The 18,909-nt window shown below is 50.5% G+C and carries 17 protein-coding genes; 8 read left to right on the plus strand and 9 right to left on the minus strand.

Annotated elements, in window-relative coordinates:
* Positions 1 to 155: 155 nt before the first annotated feature.
* On the minus strand, positions 156 to 1,133 hold the full coding sequence (locus tag P1P89_05615) for a quinone oxidoreductase (GenBank protein MDF1590976.1): 978 nt from the start codon (positions 1,131 to 1,133) through the stop codon (positions 156 to 158).
* Positions 1,134 to 1,235: 102 nt separating this feature from the next.
* On the minus strand, positions 1,236 to 1,436 hold the full coding sequence (locus tag P1P89_05620) for a LapA family protein (protein ID MDF1590977.1): 201 nt from the start codon (positions 1,434 to 1,436) through the stop codon (positions 1,236 to 1,238).
* Positions 1,437 to 1,732: 296 nt separating this feature from the next.
* On the opposite strand from P1P89_05620, the gene P1P89_05625 reads away from it, so the two are divergent.
* Together P1P89_05625 and P1P89_05630 are read left to right on the plus strand one after the other, a co-directional pair.
* Entirely contained in the window at positions 1,733 to 2,215 is a 483-nt protein-coding gene (locus tag P1P89_05625) for an adenosine-specific kinase (GenBank protein MDF1590978.1), read from the plus strand.
* 772 nt (positions 2,216 to 2,987) lie between these two features.
* On the plus strand, positions 2,988 to 3,176 hold the full coding sequence (locus tag P1P89_05630) for a hypothetical protein (GenBank protein MDF1590979.1): 189 nt from the start codon (positions 2,988 to 2,990) through the stop codon (positions 3,174 to 3,176).
* Between the two features lie 126 nt (positions 3,177 to 3,302).
* Here P1P89_05630 and P1P89_05635 read toward each other — a convergent pair whose 3' ends face one another.
* From P1P89_05635 to tsaA, 3 genes are read right to left on the minus strand one after another with little or no spacing between them, the layout of a single operon-like run.
* Positions 3,303 to 5,219 carry an NAD(P)/FAD-dependent oxidoreductase gene (locus tag P1P89_05635; GenBank protein MDF1590980.1) on the minus strand — a complete coding sequence of 639 codons (1,917 nt, stop codon included), beginning with the start codon at positions 5,217 to 5,219 and terminating at the stop codon, positions 3,303 to 3,305.
* A gap of 1 nt (position 5,220) precedes the next feature.
* The gene (locus P1P89_05640) at positions 5,221 to 7,413 is read right to left on the minus strand and encodes an ATP-dependent RecD-like DNA helicase (protein MDF1590981.1); all 2,193 of its coding nucleotides are present in this window, start codon (positions 7,411 to 7,413) and stop codon (positions 5,221 to 5,223) included.
* Positions 7,407 to 7,838, minus strand: a complete 432-nt coding sequence (gene tsaA / locus P1P89_05645) for a tRNA (N6-threonylcarbamoyladenosine(37)-N6)-methyltransferase TrmO (protein MDF1590982.1) — start codon at positions 7,836 to 7,838, stop codon at positions 7,407 to 7,409. The genes P1P89_05640 and tsaA overlap by 7 nt, the downstream gene beginning before the upstream one ends.
* A gap of 143 nt (positions 7,839 to 7,981) precedes the next feature.
* Between tsaA and P1P89_05650 the strand changes: the two genes are divergently transcribed.
* The 5 genes from P1P89_05650 to P1P89_05670 all read left to right on the plus strand — a co-directional run bounded on the left by P1P89_05650 (position 7,982) and on the right by P1P89_05670 (position 12,449).
* The gene (locus tag P1P89_05650; protein MDF1590983.1) at positions 7,982 to 8,512 is read left to right on the plus strand and encodes a hypothetical protein; all 531 of its coding nucleotides are present in this window, start codon (positions 7,982 to 7,984) and stop codon (positions 8,510 to 8,512) included.
* Positions 8,513 to 8,547: 35 nt separating this feature from the next.
* Complete coding sequence (locus tag P1P89_05655) at positions 8,548 to 9,621, plus strand: Ldh family oxidoreductase (GenBank protein ID MDF1590984.1); 1,074 nt, start codon at positions 8,548 to 8,550, stop codon at positions 9,619 to 9,621.
* 223 nt (positions 9,622 to 9,844) lie between these two features.
* Complete coding sequence (locus tag P1P89_05660; protein MDF1590985.1) at positions 9,845 to 10,900, plus strand: Ldh family oxidoreductase; 1,056 nt, start codon at positions 9,845 to 9,847, stop codon at positions 10,898 to 10,900.
* Between the two features lie 166 nt (positions 10,901 to 11,066).
* Positions 11,067 to 11,813, plus strand: coding sequence for a 4Fe-4S binding protein (locus tag P1P89_05665; protein MDF1590986.1), 747 nt, complete (start codon positions 11,067 to 11,069; stop codon positions 11,811 to 11,813).
* Between the two features lie 6 nt (positions 11,814 to 11,819).
* Entirely contained in the window at positions 11,820 to 12,449 is a 630-nt protein-coding gene (locus P1P89_05670; protein MDF1590987.1) for a hypothetical protein, read from the plus strand.
* 109 nt (positions 12,450 to 12,558) lie between these two features.
* Here the strand turns inward: P1P89_05670 and P1P89_05675 are convergent, their stop codons facing one another.
* The 3 genes from P1P89_05675 to P1P89_05685 all read right to left on the minus strand — a co-directional run bounded on the left by P1P89_05675 (position 12,559) and on the right by P1P89_05685 (position 16,543).
* The gene (locus P1P89_05675) at positions 12,559 to 15,069 is read right to left on the minus strand and encodes an MMPL family transporter (protein ID MDF1590988.1); all 2,511 of its coding nucleotides are present in this window, start codon (positions 15,067 to 15,069) and stop codon (positions 12,559 to 12,561) included.
* A gap of 64 nt (positions 15,070 to 15,133) precedes the next feature.
* Complete coding sequence (locus tag P1P89_05680) at positions 15,134 to 15,736, minus strand: ABC transporter substrate-binding protein (protein MDF1590989.1); 603 nt, start codon at positions 15,734 to 15,736, stop codon at positions 15,134 to 15,136.
* Positions 15,737 to 15,739: 3 nt separating this feature from the next.
* Entirely contained in the window at positions 15,740 to 16,543 is an 804-nt protein-coding gene (locus P1P89_05685) for a VacJ family lipoprotein (GenBank protein ID MDF1590990.1), read from the minus strand.
* Between the two features lie 641 nt (positions 16,544 to 17,184).
* On the opposite strand from P1P89_05685, the gene P1P89_05690 reads away from it, so the two are divergent.
* A complete protein-coding gene (locus P1P89_05690) occupies positions 17,185 to 17,826 on the plus strand; it encodes a histidine phosphatase family protein (GenBank protein ID MDF1590991.1) in 642 nt (213 codons plus the stop codon).
* Positions 17,827 to 17,868: 42 nt separating this feature from the next.
* On the opposite strand, the gene P1P89_05695 is transcribed toward P1P89_05690, so the two are convergent.
* Positions 17,869 to 18,870, minus strand: coding sequence for a methyltransferase (locus tag P1P89_05695; GenBank protein MDF1590992.1), 1,002 nt, complete (start codon positions 18,868 to 18,870; stop codon positions 17,869 to 17,871).
* Between the last annotated feature and the right edge of the window lie 39 nt (positions 18,871 to 18,909).

The raw sequence follows: 18,909 nt of genomic DNA on the forward strand, positions 1-18,909 counted from the left end.
ATTTTCTTTATGGGGCTTGATACTATATGTTGAAAACTGCTGCTCAATGTCGTCCTAAAAGAGCCGCACCCAAATGATTTTTCCCCAAATGCCTTCAGGCATCATAAAAACAAAGCTAATCCTTGAAAAGCAGTTGCAGAAGATTGAAGATCAAATTAGGGAATCAGAATGGTTGATCCCGTTGTCTTACGGCCTTCAAGATCTCGATGCGCCTGGGCGGCCTCGCTCAGCGGGAAGCTCTGTTTCACAGCAATTTTGACGGCCCCGCTCTCAACAACGCTAAAAAGGTCGCGGGCATGTTCCAGCAAATCTTCCCGCTTTTCGGTATATGTCATTAAACTCGGACGGGTCAGGAATAGTGAACCTTTGAGTCCCAGAATGCCGATATCAATGGGCGCAACCGCGCCCGAAGACTGGCCAAAAGATACCAGGGTCCCTTTGGGTCGTAAACATTCCAGCGATTTCATAAAGGTTGACCGTCCAACGGAATCATACACAACGTCAACCCCTTTGCCGGCGGTGATTTCCCTGACCTTTTCTACAAAATCTTCCTCATTGTAATTAATGGGATGGTCGCAGCCGTTTGTCCTGACAATATCTGCCTTTTCCCAGGAACCGACCGTTCCAATGACGATGGCCCCGATATGTTTGGCCCATTGGCATACAATCGAACCGACCCCGCCGGCAGCGGCATGGATCAGGATGCGACTGCCGACGGCAACCGGGTAGCACCCCCGCAGCAAATAGCGGGCGGTCATCCCCTGAAGCATCATGGCGGCGCCTTGCCGGAAAGAAATATTTTCAGGGAGCTTGACGAGACGGTGCGCCGGAATTCGCCGCACCTCGGCATATGCGCCCGGCGGAACACCGGCATAGGCAATCCGGTCCCCAACTGCCGCTTCCGTTACACCTTCGCCGACTGCTTCAACAATACCGGCGCCTTCCAACCCCAGTATCGCCGGCAGGGCCGGCGACGGATAAAGACCGGAGCGTTGGTATACATCGATGAAATTCAGGCCCACTGCCTCATGGCGAATAAGCGCCTCTCTCGGCCCCGGTTTTCCCGGATCGTAATCTCGCCACTGCAACACTTCGGGCCCTCCATTTTTATCCATGATAATCGCTTTCGTCATGACAGCCTCCTTGTTTAATTGTTTTATGAATAGTTTCCGATGGGATTATAAAAATGCAATCCCTATAGCCTTGAGGGTAAAACGGTGGACTCCGGCGTTATCCTATTTTTTTCGCAAAGCATGCAGGCTGTGAAGCAGCCATCCAATGAGGAATCCGATTGCCAACAACAGAAACATCCATACCAGGCGGGACATCGAAACAGTCCAGAATAAAAAATGTAATTCCACCACAGCGGCATTTTGAATAATGAAAATCAGCGCCAAAGCAGCCAATATGAGGCTCAACCATAATTTAAAGTTCATTCACGGACCTCCTTGTTGGTTTCGATAATATGAATTGTAACACCGAAATCGTTCTCCGGTCCCAGAGACGGCCTGCCCCAGTCGCCATTTCAGACACACTCGCGCCGTTCAGGCTGTTTCATACATCGTTTATAACAAATAATAATCATCCTTAAAGACTATGCCACCGAAAAAATAAAAAAGGGACGGTCCGCATCGTTTCCCGATGCTCCCATCACAACGGGGTTTATAATTGACATGCCCGCCTATTTTTTATTATCATCTCCGGAATTAAGGACAAAAGACAGGAGGGTTATATGGATTTAAAAACAGTCAAAATTGAAAATCCCAATTCCTTGAATCTGATTTTGGGCCATTCCCATTTCATTAAATCAGTCGAGGACATTTACGAAGCCATGGTCAACGCGGTACCCATGCCGAATTTCGGCCTGGCCTTTTGCGAAGCTTCCGATAAATGCCTGATACGTCATACCGGTACCGATGAAGAACTGATAGAACTGGCCAAAAAAAATGCCGGCGCATTGTCCGCCGGTCACAGCTTTATTTTGTTCATGAAAGACATTTTTCCGATAAATGTTCTAAATGCCATTAAAAATGTACCGGAAGTCTGCCGCATCTTCTGTGCAACCGCGAACCCCGTTGAGGTCATTATTGCTGAAACGCAACAGGGTCGCGGAATTCTTGGGGTTATCGACGGGTACAGTTCAAAAGGGATTGAGTCCCAAACCGACATCGATTCCCGAAAGGATTTGCTCAGAAAATTTGGTTACAAGCAGTAAACCCGGCAGAGCCGCCCGCCCGCCGAAGGCTTGCGCTTTTATCTTGTACGAATGTCACTTCATACACCCTTTTTCATTCAGAACCTGAATCCGCCATTGGCTGGATGAAAGCGGTCCAAGATTCGAAGGCTCAAGGGATCACGGTCCGGAAACCCCGCGTGTTTTGTTTGTACATTAGGGGATTGAAGACCAAGATGTTAGGGTATTTCCTTTTGAGCCTTCTTTGCTTCCAGGCTTTTAATCACTTTTGCTTTCCAGCCTCCCCGCTTCATAACCCATTCGCATTTCAATTGAACTATAGACGCCTTTAGCTCTGGGGTTCCTGCCAGGAGCAGGCAGTCTTTCAGGATTATCAAATTATTTGGGCATTGCCAATTATTATATATAAAAACAATTGGTTGAATTATATAATACCTTAAATTACCGGCCTAAACACCGCGAAGGATTTCCCTACAAACATTGTAGTTTTTCATCAACAAATGAAATATAAACCCTTGTTAGCCCTTTCTGTAACGTTCAATTGTTATTTTTATTAATTGGAATACATAGTATAACTTATTATAAATACTGAAATAGTTTTTTTATCAGCCCAACTCGCGGCCCAATAGTCACAATGAGTGGCACAATACTTGCTTTAAATTAAAGCAAGAGTGAACGCTGGCGGTTGATAAACTATCAATCCGGCCGTTAATAAAAGAGTTTAATTTTGTATAACCAACGAGCTATCCAAAAATTATTTATGCCCAAACAGGCAAAACAGGAATCAGAAGCCATGTTGTTTAAACGTTCCGGCGCTGACCGTCGCTCAGAAGTTGACCGACGACAGGTTTACAGCATCGACTACTTCATCCAGGGTGGAGTCGAGCGGCGCAGCGGTTTGGAGCGCAGAAAAAACCGGAGGGAGCGCAGAAAAGGCTGGGTGCGGGTGAATGAATGGATCAGCGTGCCGGTAAAATCCTGATACAGAAAATAGTGTTTCTGGGACTACGCAAAAAAGCAGCTGAATACCGGCTGCTTTTTATTTTTTTCCTTTTTGCCCGGGGTTGTGGCAAAACGGAGCATAATTTAATAAAAGCCTTGTCGTCGGTCATACGGTCCCCCCCGCAACCGTTCCCTCATAAATCGCCTGTTTGATGCTCCTGGGCTCAATGCAGTCGCCAACACGATGGACTTCATAGCCTGACAAAGCGAGCTGTTGGTATAGCCTGTTATCGGGTCGATTGCCCATTGCCATCACCACCCGGTCGGCCGCAATGGAAGTTTCTGTCCCCTCATTTCCGCTGATCTGCACGCCATTATCGAGAATGCGCACCAGTTTGGCGCCCGTCAGCATCGTAACCTTGTTTTCTTCCAGTTTTTTCAGGATCACTTTGCGGGTAATGGTTTCAAGATTGACCGCCATTTCGGAAAGCATCTCCACAATGGTGACATTGCAGCCGAGTTCGGCCAGGTACAGGGCCGTCTCGCACCCACTTGCACCGCCGCCGACAATAACCGTGTTGACCCAATCGGGCTGCCGGCCGTTTTGGATATCATCGACACAAACGACCATTTTACGGTCGACACCTTCTATCTGCGGCAGCAGCGGCATGGCACCGGTAGCCAGAATGACCACATCGGGACTCGCAGCGCGTATCACGTCCGGCGTGGCTTCACAATTTAAATGAAATTTCACGCCGGCCATGCGGTTCTGTTTTATAAGGAATTTAATCAGGTTGGAGATTTCTTTTTTAAACCCGGGGACACTCCCGACAATCAGCTTTCCGCCGATAGCCTCCTTTTTTTCGAACAGGTGGACCTCATGCCCCCTTTTAGCTGCTATCCGGGCGGCATTCAGCCCGCCGGGCCCACTGCCGATCACCAGCACCTTCCTTGCTTTTTCAGCCGGCTGAAAGTTCAAGCGTTTTTCCCTTCCCAGAACGGGATTGACCAGGCACTCGACCCGACCTTTTCGAAAGATGGACGCCATACAGGTGTTGCAGGCAATGCACGACCGTATTTCTTCCAGGCGGCCTGCTTTGGCCTTTTTGGGCATCTCCGGGTCCGCCAAAAGCCCGCGTCCCATGCAGACCAGGTCGGCTGTTTTCTGCCTGATGATTTTATCGGCCAGAAGCGGATCGTTGATCCGGCCGACCGTCATCACCGGAATTTTCAGCGCGTGTTTAATCTTTGCAGCCGAATCCGCCAGGCATGCTTTTTTCATAAACATGGGCTGACAGATCCACTCGGGGGTGGCGTCATTGCCGGCGGAAACCTGCACGATATCAATTCCGGCGTTCACCAGAATTTTCAGTATCTCGATGCTTTCGGCCACCGTCAGACCGCCGGGGACGAATTCCTGAGCGCTGATTTTAAAAGAAATCGGAAAGTCGCTGCCAACCCGTTGCCGGACTTCCCGAACAATTTCCCGGGCAAACCGGGCTCTTTTGACGGTATCGCCGCCATAAAGGTCGGTGCGGATGTTTGAAAACCCCGAGAGAAACTGATTGATCAGATAACCATGGGCCCCATGGATTTCAATAAGTTCAAAACCGGCTTGGTGCGCCCTTTGGGCGGCAGCCCCGAATTTTTGGACCAGCCCATGAATACCGTCAATGCTCAGGGGGGTCACCCGGCACTGAATGGATGGGCAGGGAAGTTCCGAAGGCGCCAGGGGGTCTTGCCCGATGACCCGGGCCGATGTCTGCCGGCCGCTGTGATGGATCTGAAGCGCCGCAACTGCCCCCTCGGATCTGATCGCAGCGCTTATTTTTGCAAACCCTTCAATGAAGCCGTCATCGTAAATCCTGGCCTGGTGGGGGGAAACAATCCCTTCCGGAGAAACCGCGCAGGCCTCGGTGATGACCATGGCCGGCCCGCCGGCCGCCCGGCGGCGGTAATGTTCAACGGTCCGGTCCGTGACCGAGCCGTCCGACTCAAACAGAAACGACGCCAGCCCCGGCATCACGATCCGGTTTTCCAGCTTAAGGCGCCGAATCTGAAAAGGTGTAAACAAGTGTTTCATATCAGCAAAGCCGGGACCTCAGATGGGTAAAACGTTTCTGGGTTTTGTCGTTGCGCACCGCCATGGCCAGTGCTTTGGGGGTCCCCACCATCACCACCAGGTTGCGGCCCCTGGTGACGGCCGTATAGATCAGGTTGCGCTGCAGCAGGATATAGTGCTGGGTTAAGACCGGCAAGACCACGGCCGGATATTCAGACCCCTGGGATTTGTGCACCGACACGGCGTAGGCCAGCATGATTTCATCCAGTTCGGCATAGTCATAGACCACTTCACGTCCGTCAAATATTACGATAATTTCCTGGACATCGGCATAAATTCCGGCAATCCGGCCGATATCGCCGTTAAAGACCTCTTTGTCATAATTGTTGCGTACCTGCATCACCTTATCGCCGGTGCGATAGGTTCTTTCTCCGCGCAGCACCCCTTCCTCCCCCGGATTCAATGCTTCCTGCAGGCGGGCGTTCAGGTTTCCGGCCCCCACCACCCCCTTGTGCATGGGCGTCAACACCTGGATATCATCAACGGGATTCTTGATAAATTCCTTAAACCGGTCGTTGCGGGGGATCCTTTCTTTGACCAGGGTTAGGATAATATCCAAAACCTTTTCCGGATCTTCCTGCTGGATAAAATAAAAATCGCTTTCCAACCGATCATCGGGCGGTTCCATCGACGGGATAATCCCGCTGTTGATCTGGTGGGCAGAGACAATGATCCGGCTGGTTCGCTCCTGGCGGAAAATTTCATTTAATTCCACAACCGGCACACACTTGGAAGCAATGATGTCGTTGAGTACATTCCCGGCCCCCACGGAAGGCAGCTGATTGACATCCCCCACCAGAATCACGGTGGCATCGTCCGGCACCGATTTTAATAAATGGTGCATCAAAATGGTGTCGATCATGGAGGCCTCGTCCACGATCAAAAGATCGCAATCCAGCGGATTTTCAGCGCTGCGCTGAAATCCGCCCTTCTGAAAGCTGAATTCCAGTAGCCGGTGAATGGTTTTGGCCTCCCGCCCGGTGGTTTCACTCAGGCGCTTGGCCGCCCGGCCGGTGGGGGCTGCCAGGGCGATCTGCAGATGCAGCCGGGCGAAAATTTTGATGATCGCCTGGGTGATGGTGGTCTTGCCGGTGCCGGGACCGCCGGTGATGACCATCATCTTGTTATCGAGGGCGCTGCGGACAGCCGCCATCTGATTCCGGGCCAGGGTAATGTGAAGCTGTTGCTGAACCCAGGAGACGGCCTTGGCGGAATCGATTTTACGGATCGACTTGGGCGTGTTCAGCAGCCCTTTGATGCGGCCGGCGACTGCGGTTTCACTGACGTAATACCTGGCCAGGTAAACCGCCGGGTGGTTGCCGGCAAACTCCGCTGTGTTCCGTTTCAAGTCCTCAATCACAACTTTGCGGCCGGCCGCCAGGCTGGAAATGGCCCTTGCAACCACCCCTGGTTCGACTTGGAGCATTTCGCGACTTTTTTGCACCAGCAGCTCATGGGGATAATACACGTGGCCTTCTTCGGCCAGCTGGTCCAGCACATAGAGTACGCCGGATTCGGCCCGCAGTTCGGAATCTTTGCTGAATCCGAGTTTTTCGGCAATGCGATCGGCGATGAGAAATCCGATCCCGGAAATATCGCCGGCCAGGCGATACGGATTTTCACGCACAACGGCAATGGAACGATTCTTGTATTGCCTAAATATTTTGGTGGCATACCCGGTGCTGACGCCCTGGGACTGTAAAAATACCATCACGTCGCGGATTTCACGCTGCTCGTCCCAGGCGGCCTTTATCATGGCAATGCGTTTATTACCAATGCCGTCAACCTCGGCCAGCTGTCCGATATTATGCTCGATGATATCCAGGGTTTTACCGCCGAATCTTTTAACGATGCGTTCGGCCATGACCGGTCCAAGCCCCTTGATCAGACCTGATCCCAGGTATTTTCTGATGCCGAAAATACTGGCCGGAACAACGCTTTTGTAGGCAGCAACCTTGAACTGCTCGCCGAATTTGGGATGCTGCATCCACTCGCCTTTCATCTCGAGGACTTCACCGGGAACCGGCGCCATCAATGCGCCCACAACCGTTACCAGATCGGGCTTCCCGCTCACCTTGACCTTGGCGATGGTAAACCCATTGTCTTCGTTGCTGAAGGTGATTCTTTCGATTTGGCCGGCAAGATCCGTCAGCATGGTTCATCCCCGATACGGATCCATTCAGGGACGCGAAAAGGTGGGGCTGCCTCATTTTTGGAATTGTAAGACTTGATATCAATAACCGGGGTGCCGTCAATGGCGTCGATCCTGTCAATCTCAATCATGTTTTCCCTGATCGCCACAATGCGACAAGTGGTCAGGGCGACCAGATTGGGCCTTATGGGAGAATGGGTGGCAAACACACCGGTCAGGGGGTTGCGTTTGTCTTTGCGGGGATGCACCTGCAGAACGCTGCGCTGCCGGGGGGTGTCGTTTTCATGGAACCAGTAAATCACATAAATATGCGAGAAGCCGTCAAGCCCCAAAAGCGCCGCTTCAAATTTCTTTTGGATCTCAATCTGCGTCGTTTGACCCTTTTTCCTGACAAAACCCACAGGGAATATTTTATAAGAATCAGTCATTATCCTTAGCTAACAGGCAAAAATAATATTTGTTTTTAAAAGGCCGATCAGTTAATAATTATAATCATGATTTGCTCTATTTGACAATCATCAAATCCGAATCGACGGTGTTTCGGAAGAACTACTTTCAGGAGAATAATCTGATGGGCGATACATTTCCGAAATTCAAAGTGGCGGCGGTCCAGGCAGCCCCTGTTTTTCTGGATCGCGAACGGACCCTCGACAAGGCCGTCGCCCTGATCCGCGAGGCCTCCCGAAACGGGGCCGACCTGATCACCTTTCCGGAAGTATTTATTGCCGGATATCCCTACTGGAACCGACTGGAAAATGTCTTTAAGACCACCCCGTTTTTCATCGAACTTCTTAAAAATTCAGTCTGCGTGCCCGGACCTGTCACCGATCGGTTATGCGAGGCTGCCAAACAGGCGTGCGTTCATGTCGTCATCGGCATCAACGAACGGCCGGACAACACCCTGAGAACCCTTTACAACACCAACCTTGTCATCGGCCCTGAGGGAAAAATTCTTCTGAAACACCGCAAACTGATGCCTACCTACGCAGAAAAAGATGTTTTCGCCCTAAAACTCAACCGCACCCCCTGTCTCCCCATCATTGAAGTCGGAAAACCACCGTCATCGATAGACCCCCCATCCGAGGACGAACCGGAAAGTTAAAAAATAGCACCCCTGATTCAGCAAAGGAGTTTCCCATGACGACTGCACGCATTGATCCCCATAAACTAATCGATTTTGCTACCGCCGTGTATACCGGTGCGGGGGTGCCGGCAGACGATGCCGCCCTGATTGCCGATACGCTGGTCCAGGCAGACCTTTGGGGACATCAGTCCCATGGCGTGTTGCGCCTTGGGTGGTATCTGGATCGGCTGCGCAACGGTGTCATGAAGCCCGTGACCCGGCACGAGTTTGTGGTGGATGCCGGCGCCATTGCCGTTATCGACGGCCATGACGGCGTCGGGCATGTATTGACCCGCCAGGCTACGCACGACGCTGTCCGGCGCGCCAAAGCCCACGGCATTGGCGCTGTCGGACTGCGCAACTCCAACCACTTCGGCACATGTATGTATTACACGCTCATGGGCGCCCGGGAGGGTTGCGTGACGATGCTGATGTCCAACGGCGGGCCCGCAATGGCGCCCTGGGGCGGGCGCAAGAAGATCATCGGCACCAATCCCTGGTCTATCGCCGCGCCGGCCGGCTGCTACGCGCCCTTCGTGATGGATATGGCCAACACGGGGGTTGCCCGCGGCAAGATTTATCTGGCCCGACAAAAACGCCAGCCCATCCCCCTGGGCTGGGCAATCAACTCAGCCGGAGAGCCCACCATCGATCCCCAGGAGGCCATCGACGGCATCATCCTGCCCATGGCCGAACACAAAGGCTACGCCATTGCAGCGGCCATCGACTTGTTGTCGGGAGTGCTGACCGGCAGCGGCTTCCTGTCTGCCGTGCACAGTCCTTACAAGACGGCTGAAAAAAGCAACTGCGGACACTTCCTGCTGGCCATCAACATCGAAGCCTTTCAGCCGCTGGCGCAATTCACCGATCGGATGGAACGGTTTGTCCGTGAGATCAAATCGGTCCCGCCGGCAAAGGGATTTGACGAAATATTCTATCCGGGTGAAATGGAAGCGCACAATGATGCCGGCAATCGCAGAGAGGGGTTGGCACTTCCGGACGACACCCTCGCCGACCTCAGGCGGATCGCCGGCGAAACCGGACTTGAAGAGAAGCTGCCTGAACCTAAGGTTAAATCTGAGTCGTAACGCATATCGCCTGATAATCCCTCACAATGAAAGGGTACATCGGGGCAAATTTTTGCTCAAACCCCACCGAAGTTCTGATTTCGTGTTGATTTATTACAACAGACTTGACAGCCTGGGCAGGATATATAATTAGATTATAAAAAATGGCTTTTACAGAAAAGATTTAACGGCATGCAAACGGCCGATTGAAACTAATTAAAATCCTGAGAGGGGGAATGGTTCTATGGGTGATAACCGCGTTTTTGCCATTGAAGCGCTGCGGCAATTTATTGTTCAAGCCTTTGCAGCAGCCGACGTACCTGCTGCTGAAGGAAAGATGGTAGCCGACAACCTGATTCATGCCGATCTTTGGGGAATCGGAACCCATGGCGTCAGTCGATTCCCGATTTATCTAAAAAGAATTCAAGCCGGGGCAGTCAACCCTCGCCCTGAGATCAGGATCGACAATTCCTACCCTGCCGTACTGTCGGTGGACGGAGATAACGGACTGGGCGCAGTCGTTACCGTAAAGGCGCTGGATGCGGCCATAGCGGCTGCCGATAAATTCGGATTATGCGCCGCAGGCATTAAAGGGAGCAATCACTTTGGGGCCGCAGGATATTATTGTGATATGGGCGCAAGGGCGGACTTCATTACGATTGTATTGACGGATGCACCGCCGGCCATTCCCCCCTGGGGCGGAAAGGAACCCTATTTCGGCACCAACCCGATAGCTGTCGGTTTGCCCCGCAAGGGAAAACCGCCTGTGGTGCTTGACTTGGCGACCAGTATCGTTGCAAGGGGAAAGATCATCGAGGCCGCAGGGCGGGGCGAAAACATACCGGAGGGGTGGGCCCTGAACAAGGAAGGAACACCCACGACCAATTCCCGGGAGGCTTTGGCAGGAACGCTTTTGCCCATGGCCGGACCTAAGGGATATGCGCTTGCCCTGGCTGTCGAGCATTTGGCAGGGGTGCTGACCGGAGCCGCTTTTGGCCGGGACGTGGCCTGGCAGTATGGTGATAAACAGTCGCCGGCCAATGTCGGGCATATTATTATCGTGCTGAAAGCAGACGCCTTTATCGGCCTGGACGATTACCATGAGCGCAACGAACGTTTTTTCCGGGAAATTAAAGCGTGCGAAAAAGCGGCCGGCATCAGCGAGATCTATCTGCCTGGAGAACGGGAGCGGATATTAGCGCAGACCTTAACAAAGAGCGGGATAGAAGTGCCCGGGGGTCTCGTGAAGGAATTCGAAACGATTGCCCGCCAATATGGGCTGTCCTTAGCCGGCGCATAGGCACATTTTTATACAACGAAATGATTGATTATACCGCTTTCCATAATAAAGTTCCGAAACAATGAATTGCGGTATAAGCGGTTGTAAAAGAAAACGTTGGGATAACGGAACGTTTTTTTGACAACCGCTATAGAAGCAAGCGAAATAATTATACAGGAGGAAGAAAATGCTCGTAGATCAGGAAAAATGTATCGGGTGCGGCGTGTGTGTCCCCTATTGTCCGGCGGCAGCAATCTCCGTGGTGGATGAAAAGGCATCCATAGATCAGGAAGCCTGCCTGGAGTGCGGCAACTGCTTTCGAAATGATGTGGTTCCTTGTCCGACAGAGGCTTTTTACGAGAAGCCGGGCATTTACGAGGAGCCCCGGGGCATACGCCGATTTTTCAGCGATCCGACCACGACGCACTCGGTTACGAAAGTCCCGGGTAGAGGCACTGAAGAAGTCAAGACCAACGATGTGACCGGCAGGATCTGTCGGGGAGAAATCGGCGTTGCGGTGGAATTGGGACGGCCGTGTCTGGGCACCAGCATGACGGAGTTTGAAAAGATGACCACGGCGCTGGCGGCAATAGGGGTTGTCTTTGAAGAGGCCAATCCGCTGACCCAGCTCTTGATCGATAAAAAAAAGGGAATAATCGATCCCAAATATAAAAATGAAAAGCTTGTTTCCGCAATTGTTGAATTTTCTGCGCCGATAGAAAGACTAACCAAAATAATGGAAACAATCAAGGAAGCGGCCAAAAGCCTTGATACCGTTTTTTCTTTGGATCTGATCTGCTGCTTTGAAGCGGACGGCACCCTGCCGGTGCTGCCGGTTCTTCAAAATATGGGTATCAAACCGCGGGTGAACTCCAAGGTCAATCTGGGACTTGGACGGCCCTATAAAATTATCAGACAACCGCAGGAGGTTTAATTCATTATGACACACACATTGCATCGCCGCGGCACGGACGAGTCCCTGAAAAACGATTATGTTCTGCTGGTGACCGCAGCCTCCGGCATTAATCATGTCGGATCATTGGATAAACTGCGCAAGGTTCTTGAAGTAATATGGGAGGTGGGTCCCGCGAATGTGGGGTCACAGCATCTGGGAACAATCCTTCAAGGTTACAGTCTTGAAGAAATCAAGGCTGCATTAAACGAAGTTCCGCGCATTCGCTGTGCTTTCTCCAGCAAAGAGAAAGTACGCGAAATAATCCGCCGTTTAAAGGAATTGGACCTGGGGATATCCGTTACCGTAGAAGGACCTACAACAGATATCGTTGAGATGAGCAACGAAATGGAGATCAAGCCGCATTCGGTGAATTTATCCCTGGATATCTGGGGGAAAAAGGAAGACCTGCCCTCCGAAGAAATTCTGGAGTTTGTCACCATGTGCGGCCACGGACTTGTATCCCAATATTTGGTGAAGGAAGTAACCGAAGACGTAAAAAACGGCAAAAAAACCCCGGAAAAAGCTGCAGTGGAAATCGGCATACCGTGCGTATGCGGCATATATAATCCGGACAGGGCAATAGAGCTGTTGCAAAAATACGTTCCCCAAAAGTAGTTTTTGCCCGGCTACTGCAAAAGGCCGCTGAAGATATCGCTAATGTTAAAGAGGGGGAACCTGACAGGATGCGTTTGGTTCCCGCCGGCCCGGCGCCAGCCTTAAACCTTTAAACCTCCCCCTCCGGTCCAAAAGGCTTTAAGCCCACTATCAGGCGGGGCAGGAGGGTTAATGCCGCCACCAGGGCCACGGTCATGGCAAATCCCGTTAACAAACCGAAATAGATCGTCGGGATAAAATTGGATAGGGACAGGATCGAAAAGCCTATAATGATGGTCAGGGAAGTGTAGAACATGGCATTGCCGATGCTGCCGTGACACCGGTACATGGTATTCAAATAGCTCCGGTTTTTGGCAAATTCGCGCTTAAATCGATAAATGTAGTGGATGGTGTTGTCCACGGCAATGCCGATGCTCACAGCCACGATCGTAATGGTCATCATGTCCAGCGGGGTTCCGGTCAGCCCGAGAACACCCAGTACCGACAGCGAAGAGATCAAGTTGGGAATAATGGCAATAATCGTTATTTTCAAGGAACGAAACAGCACCATGAACATGGCCATCAGCAGCAGGACCGTTAGACCGATGGTTTTGATTTGGGAATAAAAGAGACTTTGCAGCATGTTGTTATAAAGTACGATCATGCTGGTCAGGCGAAACTGGTCCTTTTCCAGAGAGAGTTTGTTTAGCAGATCCGATTGAACTTTTTTTAAAAAAGCATCCCGACGAAGTGTTTCCAGTGAATCCACAATCCGAATGGAAATTCGCGCCTGATTATCTTTTATCGACACATAGGGGTCCACCAGGATTTTCCTGGATTCTTCGGGCAATTCGTTGAACAAAAGGGCCAGTTCAAAATTATCCAAAGACCGTCCGTCAAAAAGCTGCGAGGCGACCTTCAACATCGTGGCCAGGGACAAAACCTTTCCGGTCTCCTCCATGCGATCAAGATGGTCATGGATTCTTTCGATAAGCGCCAGTTTGTCTTGTGTAAACCAATACCGTTTCGTATCCTGCGCAGTGGTTTCCTTGAATTCTTCGAAGGCGTTAAACTCGTTATCTTCCTTAGCGCCGCTGACCGCTTCTGACGGATTCGGCGTTATGTCCTTGAAGTTGACAACGACATCCAGCGGATAGGTGCCGCCCAGCTCACGATCAATAAACTGCATGCCCCGGTATATTTCCGTTGATTTTTTAAAATAATTGATAAAACTGTTTTCCACCTCAAGACGCGAAACCCCCCAGCCGATCAGCAGCGTCATCACCAGGGCCGTGGCAAATATCATTTTGCCGTATTTTTCAGTGATACGCGCAAAAAAAGAGGTGATGAAGACCCCGAAGGGCCTTTCGATGTCGGGCGCCGTCTTCGGCAGGCAAAGCAGACCGGCAGGGAAGAAGGTGAAGGTGACGGCCAGCGAAACACAAAGCCCCATGACCATCATCCACCCGAAATTGATGATCGGAAGAATGTCACAAACCAGCAGTGAGCTGAAACCCGCGATGGTGGTCAGGCAGGAAAACAGACACGGCAGAAAAATAACCCGGACACTCTCACGTATCAGGTCCCTGTTTTCAATTTCAGGCTGGTTCCTTAGAAGTTCACGATAGCGCACAATCAGATGGATGGTAAAGGACATGGTGATAATCAGCTGCAGCGATATGAAATTGGAAGAAATGACGGTTACCTCCCAACCGAAAATTCCGAGAAAACCGATCATGACAACCGTCGAAAAAGCGCAACAGGACATGGGCAAAACGACCCAGCGCCATTTCTTAAAAATAACACCCAGCGTAAAAACCAAAAAAAACAACATCCCAAGGCCAAAAACCTTAAGATCGCTCTTTATATAAGAAATCATGTCGTCAACGACCATCGGAACCCCGCCCAGAAACAGAGCGGCCTCGGAACGATGACGGTCCATAATCTTCCGGACCGTCACAATATCTTCATGTTGCAGCGTTCGCCTTCGGTCTTGATGCTGTTTGTATTGCGCCGATAACTTTTCCAGCTCGGAAGCTTCGGCCGGCGTCAGTGTTCCTTCGTATTTTTTTTCATGCAACTGTGACCGCCGATTCACCACCGCCTCATATTTTTCCTCCCGGGCATAATTAATGACCAGGGCCGTTGTCTTCATGTCCGGGCTTACCAGCATTTGTTGATATATGGGACTTTCCGCAAATTCTAGCCGAGCCAGTTCCAGCTCCACATCCGCTGATTCGAGGTTTTTGACGGCGCTTCTGATTTCTTTAAGGGAAATCGGCGGACTCCTGAGCAGGGGTACGTCCAGGATCGTAATAACAGAGGCCACCCTGTCCATCTGCTTCAATTCATCCCGTAATTTTTTTAAATTACCCAGCACGCGGTTGGAAAAAAGATCTTCATGGGGGGTGTAAGTGAGCAACAGAAATTCGGCGGTTTCATAGCGGGAGATTATTTTGCGGAAATAGCGCAGGTCCTCATCGTGTTCAAGGATCAATGAATCCGCGGAAGCGTCGAGCCGGAAATCCCTGGTAAAATATCCTAGTATGGCAAAAACCGCCAGGAGTATCAAAATCACGATTTTGGGCCGGCTTAAAACGAGCTTGCTGTATAACCCCAGGAACGAATGGCTATTTGACATCAGTTGAGATCCAAGTCATATGGGTTGCCGTCAGTTTGTCGGAACAAGATATGTCGCTTTTTCCTTATTTGGAAGATTCACTTTCGTTTTGCACTATCTTTTCCTTCAACTTGCGAATGAGATCGGCGCTGGAACCCTCTTTTAATATCTGGTTGTATTGAAGCCCGTATGATTTAACAATACTCACATCCTGTATCTCAACATCGTAGACCCGCCACTTGTCGCTGCTTTTATACAGCTTATATAAAATTTTAATGGGTTCGTCTTTTGTTGCCGCGCGGGTCAGCATATAAACCTTTTTTTCCTCCTGGACCGGTTCCTCAAATGAAACCGTTGCGTCAACCGCCAGTTCCAGCTGGTTGAGATAAATGCCCTGCATCTGTTTAATAAACAGATCCGTAAATTCCGCTCTTTGCTGTTCATTCAAATTGGTCCAGTGTGTTTGGCCCAAAGTGAGTTTTGCCATCAGCGGCAAATTAAAAATCCGGTTGACCACATCCATAACCTGTTTTTTTTTGTCTTCCTTGCCTAAATCACTGGTGCGGACAATCTTTAATACCTTGTCGACGTTTTCCCGGATCAGTTGGCCCACTTCCTGAACATCGCTGGAAAGTACCGGCTGAGCAAAAAACGCTAAAAGGAAAATGAGCAAGCATATTTTTTTCATATATTACTCCCTGATTCTGGCATCCCGGTTTTGTTTATAGGAATCTCTCATCAACGTATAGGGATCCAGGGCTTCTTTTTTTAAGTTTTCATAGACACCGATACGCAAGGATGTCTTATTGACGGTCTCCAGAATAAAGGCGCCCCAAAATATCGGGTTTACGACCTGGCTGCCCTGGTAAATAAAATTGATGGGGTGTAAAAACGTATCCGGTACAAGCCCCACGGTGTCCCGCAGATTGGATGGTCCCAATAAAGGCAACTGCAGGGGGGCCCCGTCACCTGCGCCATAATGACCGAGGGTTTGGCCGAAATCCTCTTCATAAGGTTTGAGGTCGCACCATTCATCGGCCGGGTCAAAAAGCCCCAAAATTCCCACCGTTGTATTTACCACAAAACGTGCGGTTTCTATCCCCACTCGCTTTAGTTTTCCCTGGAGCACGTTATTAACAAACCGGACAGGAAAGCTCAAGTTTTTAAAAAATCGACTAATGCCGACCCTTCCCCCTTCCGGTATAACGGCCCCATACCCGCTTGCCACCGGTTTTAGAATCCAGAAATACAGCTTGTCGTTAACGTTAAACATGAAACGATTATAACCGCCCAAAGGGTCGGAAACATCTTTTTCCTGGGTGTCCAGCGTTACATCGCCGAATTCTTTTTCAAATGCGTTAAAATCTTCCGCCCCCGTTTTTTCCTGAGCAAAGATATAACGATCGGGGATAAGATTCATCCTGTCGCTGCTGTTATCATCCTGGCTGCAACACTCTTGATATTCCGCTATGGGGCTGAATGAAATATCGGACATGGTGTTTCCCGGACCATTCTGATCTGCCCAAAAAGAGGCGCTGACAAGATGTCTTTCGGCGTTATCTGGCGTTTGAGTTGATGTTGAGTCAAATACCGATGAAACATCTGTATTCGGAGAAAATGGCTCATTTTTCAGTCTCTCTGTTCCACTTCCAACGTCCGTATAAATCGTGGCAGCTTCATCCGAGGAGTGCCCCAAAGACTGTGTTGACGATTTAATTCCCGTTGCAGCACACCCGGTAAAAACAAGCGCCAATAAAAGGGAAACGGTAAAGCAAAGCTTTTTCATTGACATTTGATTAGGATTTGAGGCCACAGTTGAATCTCGTATTATGATTTAAGCAAATCGGAAAAAACAAACAACCAGCTATGTGGTGATATTTTGTCTCGTTCCAGCTGATGGTTATCCGTCAGACTTCTTACTATAAGATAAAATGTAAGTCAATTTACCGTTGCCGTCGGCAAGTCCGGCTGAAGTGACAATTGACACCCCGACGCATGTCTGATATTTGGAATTTTTCATGTTCCGGCCAAGGCGGTTTTGTCATACGGTCGGCCTGGGCGATATGCCCATACAGTTTTAAAGACACCCCGCATAAAAGAAACTTATGAAACGATTAACACGCATCATTAGAGATTATGACGACACTATATATCACCCGCCACGGCGAAACCTTATGGAACACGGAACGCCGAATGCAGGGCCACAAAGACTCGGAACTCTCTGAATTGGGCCTGCAGCAGGCCCGATGGCTGCAAGAAAGGCTTACAGTCATTCCTTTAGATGCCGTCTACAGCAGTCCCTGTCTGCGAGCGGTGCGAACGGCTGAAATCGTCTGTAACAGCCGCGAAATTGAAATAGCCCGAGAACAGGGACTTATCGAAATCGGTCTGGGGGTCTGGGAAGGGAGAAATATCGACGCAGTAGCGCGCTTATACCCCCAACAGAGTGCGGATTTCTGGAATGCGCCCACCCGCTTCCAGCCCACAGAAGGCGGCGAAACTTTCAGGCAGGTACAAAACAGGGTGGTTCAAGCAGTTGAAGAGATCGTCCAAAAACACCCCATTCAAAATGTGCTGCTGGTATCGCATGCCGTAGTGCTGAAAACCCTGATGGCCTTTATAGAACAGATTCTCCTTGATGAATACTGGCAACGACCCTTTCTCACCCAGGCATCGCTCAGTGTGGTTAAAGCCTGCAACGGCTCATTCCGTATCGTACTGGCCAACGACACTTCGCACCATGATTTCATCCGCAACCGCAATGTTAACACCTGGTGAAACTCCGACCAAACGCATATTGAAATTCGGAACGCCCGGCTGCTAAGGAACGATTCCTGAAATCAGTCCGGAATCATTAGGAGAATCAAAGGGAATGCGCTTTATTTCTTTTAGCCCGGCTTCGGCCAGCATGTCCATAATTTCTTTTTCCGAATAGGCCTGCCCGTCATCGGTTCCCAGCAGCATATTCAGGGAAAACAGCGCCGGAAAAAGCGGACCGTTCATTTCATTGTTTAAAATGAAATCATGCACGATCAGCATGCCGCCGGGTTCCAGCACCACCGCTGCCTTTTGAATGATCTGCCGGCATGTCTGCGGCCCCTCCCCGTGAAGAATATGCGACAGCCAGGCTGCGTCGTAGGATCCTTTGATGCGTTCTTGCGCCACATAATCGCCGTCCATGAATTGAATCCGGTCCGCTAAACTGAATTTTGCGATGGTCTTTTCGGCAAACGGCCGCGTGGTGGCAAGATCATAGACTGTGGCTTTAAGCCCGGGGTTGGCCTGACAATAATGGATGCTGTAAGTTCCCGGCCCGCCCCCCAGATCAAGCAAATGCCTTCGGCCGGAAAGTTCTATGGTTTTTACGATGCCCGGAGCCACACTCATCGCCATGTTGAACATTCCCATCAAAAAGGCCTCCCGCCATTCCGCATCGCTGAAAGAAGCACGCGTCCTTACCGCCCGGCCGGTCAAAACCGCCTTGTCCAGTTGAAACCAGGACTCCACCAAATGGTAATGGTGCATAATGATAAAGCCGATATAACGGGGCGACTGTTTCGAAAGAAATGCCGCGCTGGCAGGAGTGTTGGCATAAGCCCCCCCTTTTTTCTCCAGCAGGCCCATGGCGGTCAGGGCGTTCAGCAGCATGACCAGCGCCCGTTTGTCCGCCGATAGTTTTTCGGATAAGGCTTCGGCGCTTTTTGGTTCATCCCCCATCGCCGTAAACACGTCCAGTTTCACGCCGGCATGCAGGGTGCACGTCCGCCAGTAGCTCCCGGATATCTCCAGCAGTTTTCCCGGATTCATTTCCTGAACAGTCATTTTTTCCACCATTAAATACTTTGAATTATTATCAAATTA

The organism is Desulfobacterales bacterium (assembly GCA_029211065.1).
Lineage (GTDB): Bacteria > Desulfobacterota > Desulfobacteria > Desulfobacterales > JARGFK01 > JARGFK01.